3 protein-coding genes are annotated in these 3215 nt (G+C 66.0%); all 3 read left to right on the forward strand.

The window, feature by feature from the left end; genetic code table 11:
* Positions 1–1472, forward strand: a 1472-nt coding sequence (gene pgaB / locus DBR34_RS17080) for a poly-beta-1,6-N-acetyl-D-glucosamine N-deacetylase PgaB (protein WP_258224053.1), incomplete at its 5' end; no start/stop codon positions are given.
* Between the two features lie 7 nt (positions 1473–1479).
* Positions 1480–2727, forward strand: a complete 1248-nt coding sequence (gene pgaC / locus DBR34_RS17085; RefSeq protein WP_128097680.1) for a poly-beta-1,6-N-acetyl-D-glucosamine synthase — start codon at positions 1480–1482, stop codon at positions 2725–2727.
* Positions 2724–3194: a poly-beta-1,6-N-acetyl-D-glucosamine biosynthesis protein PgaD gene (gene pgaD, locus DBR34_RS17090; protein WP_128097681.1), complete on the forward strand. Its 471-nt coding sequence runs from the start codon at positions 2724–2726 to the stop codon at positions 3192–3194. The genes pgaC and pgaD overlap by 4 nt, the downstream gene beginning before the upstream one ends.
* Positions 3195–3215: the final 21 nt, after the last annotated feature.

Consider the following 3215-nt stretch of genomic DNA (forward strand, 5'->3'; position numbering starts at 1 on the left):
AGATCGATTACGGCTACCGCCCCTTCACCCGCGATGATTTCCTCACCTGGGAACAACTGCGCGAGATGCAGAAGAGCGGGCTGATCGAACTGGCCAGCCACACCGACAACCTGCACCACGGCGTGCAGTCCAACCCGCAGGGCAACTCGACCCCGGCGGTGATCACCCGCATCTACGACCCGGCCGCCAAACGCTACGAAACCGCCGCCGAGTACGAAGCCCGCCTGCGCGCGGACCTGCAGCTGAGCGTGGACCGCATCCGCAAGAACGTGGGCGTGTCGCCCAAGGCGATCGTGTGGCCGTACGCCGCCTACAACGCGCTGAGCAACGACATCGCCGAGCAGCTCGGCATGCCGGTGTCCTTCGACCTGGAAGGCCGCAGCACGCCGGTGACGCGCGACCTGCACGGCCTGGCCCGGTTGCTGGTGACCAACAACCCGACCGTGATCCAGCTGGCCTACGAACTGCGCCGCGACGTCGAGCGCGATGGCATGCGCGCCCTGCAGATCGACCTGGACGCGGTGTACGACGCCAACCCGGCGCAGCTGGCCAAAAACCTGGATGCGCTGATCGAGCGGGTCAAGAAGATCGGCCCCACCCACGTGTTCCTGCAGGCCTTCGCCGACCCGGACGGCAACGGTTCGGCCGACGCGCTGTACTTCCCCAACCGGCACCTGCCGATGCGCGCGGACCTGTTCAACCGCGTGGCATGGCAGCTGAAAACGCGGGCCGGGGTGAAGGTCTTCGCGTGGCTGCCGGTGCTGGGCTACGAGCTCAAGGACCCGGCCATCCGCAAGGCGCTGGCGATCGAGAGCCCCGAGCGCGACGGCATCTTCCGGCTGGATTTCACCAACCCGAAGGTGCGCCGGATCATCGATGACATCTACGAAGACCTGGCGATCAACTCCTACTTCGAGGGGCTGCTGTTCCACGACGATGCCTACCTGCGCGACACCGAGCTGAGCCAGCTGCCGCCCGAAGGCGATGACGGCGCACGCACCCAGGCATTGATCGACTTCACCCTGGAGCTGCGCCGCGCCGCGCAGCGCTGGCGGCCCAAGCTGGCCACGGTGCGCAACCTGTACGCGCAGCCGGTGCTGCAGCCGCAGAGTGCCAGCTGGTTCGCCCAGCGCCTGGACCTGTTCAACAAGGCCTACGACCACACCGCGCTGATGGCGATGCCGTGGATGGAAGGCAGCCGCAACCCGGAAAAATGGCTGGACAAGCTGGTGGTAGCGGTGCGTGCGCACGACCCGCAGCTGTCCCAGACCATGTTCGAACTGCAGACGGTGGACTGGCGTACCCAGACCCCGATTCCCGGTGAGCGCCTGCGTGCGCAGATCCGTCGCCTGCAGGCGCAGGGCGTGCGTCATTTCGCCTGGTACCCCGACGACTTCATCGCCGGCCGTCCGTCCACCTACGATGCCCGCGCGGGCATGTCCTCGCGCAGCTTCCCGTACGAGGAAAAGTGAGGCTGCCATGCATCCCTTCCTGTTCGCCCTGTTCCAGTTCGCCTTCTTCTATCCGATGGTGATGGCGTTCTTCTGGATGTCTGGTGGCCTGTATTACTTCTTCCGACGCGAACGCAAGGCGCGCGATCGCGACGATCCGCCGCCGATGGCCAGCTACCCGTTCGCCTCGATCCTGATTCCCTGCCACAACGAAGCCGACAACCTGACCGATACCCTCGGCTCGGCGCTGCGCCAGAACTACCCGGACTTCGAAGTGATCGCCATCAACGATGGCAGCAGCGACGACACCGGTGCCCGCCTGGACGCAATGGCCGCCCTGCACCCGCGGCTGCGCGTGGTGCACCTGGACCGCAACCTGGGCAAGGCCAACGCGCTGCGGATGGGCGCGCTGGCGGCACGGTCGGAGTACCTGGTGTGCATCGACGGCGATGCGATGCTGGAGGAGTACGCCACCCACTGGATGGTCTGGCACCTGACCAGCGGCCCGCGCGTGGGGGCGGTGACCGGCAACCCGCGTATCCGCAACCGTTCCACCCTGCTGGGGCGCCTGCAGGTGGCCGAGTTCTCTTCGATCATCGGCATGATCAAGCGCGCCCAGCGCGTGTACGGGCGCATCTTCACCATCTCCGGGGTCATCGCTGCATTCCGCCGCACCGCCCTGCACCGCATCGGCTACTGGGCCGATGACATGGTCACCGAGGACATCGACATCAGCTGGCGCCTGCAGCTGGACCATTGGGACATCCGCTACGAACCCAACGCGCTGTGCTTCATCCTGATGCCGGAAACGCTCAAGGGCCTGTGGCGGCAGCGCCTGCGCTGGGCGCAGGGCGGCGTGGAAGTGCTGCTGCGGCATGGCGGCTCGCTGTTCAACTGGCGCAAGCGGCGCATGTGGGGCGTGCTGCTGGAGTACATCCTGAGCGTGCTGTGGGCCTACACCATGCTGGCCATCATCGTGCTCTGGGTGCTGGGCAAGTTCATTGCCATGCCGCAGGACCTGTATATCGCCACGCTGCTGCCGCAATGGCACGGGGTGATCCTGGCGCTGGTGTGCCTGCTGCAGTTCGCCAGCAGCCTGATCATCGACCGCCGTTACGAAACCCACATTGGACGCAACTACTTCTGGGTGATCTGGTACCCGATGGCGTACTGGCTCATCAGCCTGTTCACGACCCTGGTGGCCCTGCCCAAGACGCTGTTCAAGCGCCGGGGCAAGCGGGCGGTCTGGGTCAGTCCCGACCGGGGAATCCGATGAACACTGTCAAATCCACCCGCCGCTTCGACTCGCGCCTGATCCAGAAACCGCGCCAGCAACCCCGCCTGCAACGTACCGCCTGGGGCTTTGTGACGCTGGCCTTCTGGGGCTTTTACTTCTACCTGTGGGCGCCGCTGGTCACGCTGATTTCCTGGCTGCTCGGCGGGCGTCTGGCCTGGCTGCAGCTGTACGAGTACAAGCAGACCATCGACCCGTTCATCATCATCGCGTTGCCGGTGATGCTGGTCTGCACGGCCGTGCTGCTGATCGCCTGGGCCGAATACAACCGTCTGCGGTTTGCCGGCAAGGAGCGCCGTACGCCGCACGAAGACACGACCCGCGAAGAGATTGCGCGCGACCTGGGTGCCAGCCCGGAGCTGGCCGCGCAGCTGGCCAGCGGGAAGGCGGTTACGTTGCATATGGACGACCACGCACGGCCGGTGGGCGTGACCCACCAGCTGCTGTAGGAGGGTTCGGCAGGGCTGCGC

The sequence above is a fragment of the Stenotrophomonas sp. HMWF003 genome, assembly GCF_003061285.1.
Lineage (GTDB): Bacteria > Pseudomonadota > Gammaproteobacteria > Xanthomonadales > Xanthomonadaceae > Stenotrophomonas > Stenotrophomonas maltophilia_AP.

Bases quoted from the DNA above. Each gene is read 5' to 3' on its own strand.
- pgaC (WP_128097680.1), top strand. From the start codon at position 1,480: ATGCATCCCTTCCTGTTCGCCCTGTTCCAGTTCGCCTTCTTCTATCCG.
- pgaD (WP_128097681.1), top strand. From the start codon at position 2,724: ATGAACACTGTCAAATCCACCCGCCGCTTCGACTCGCGCCTGATCCAG.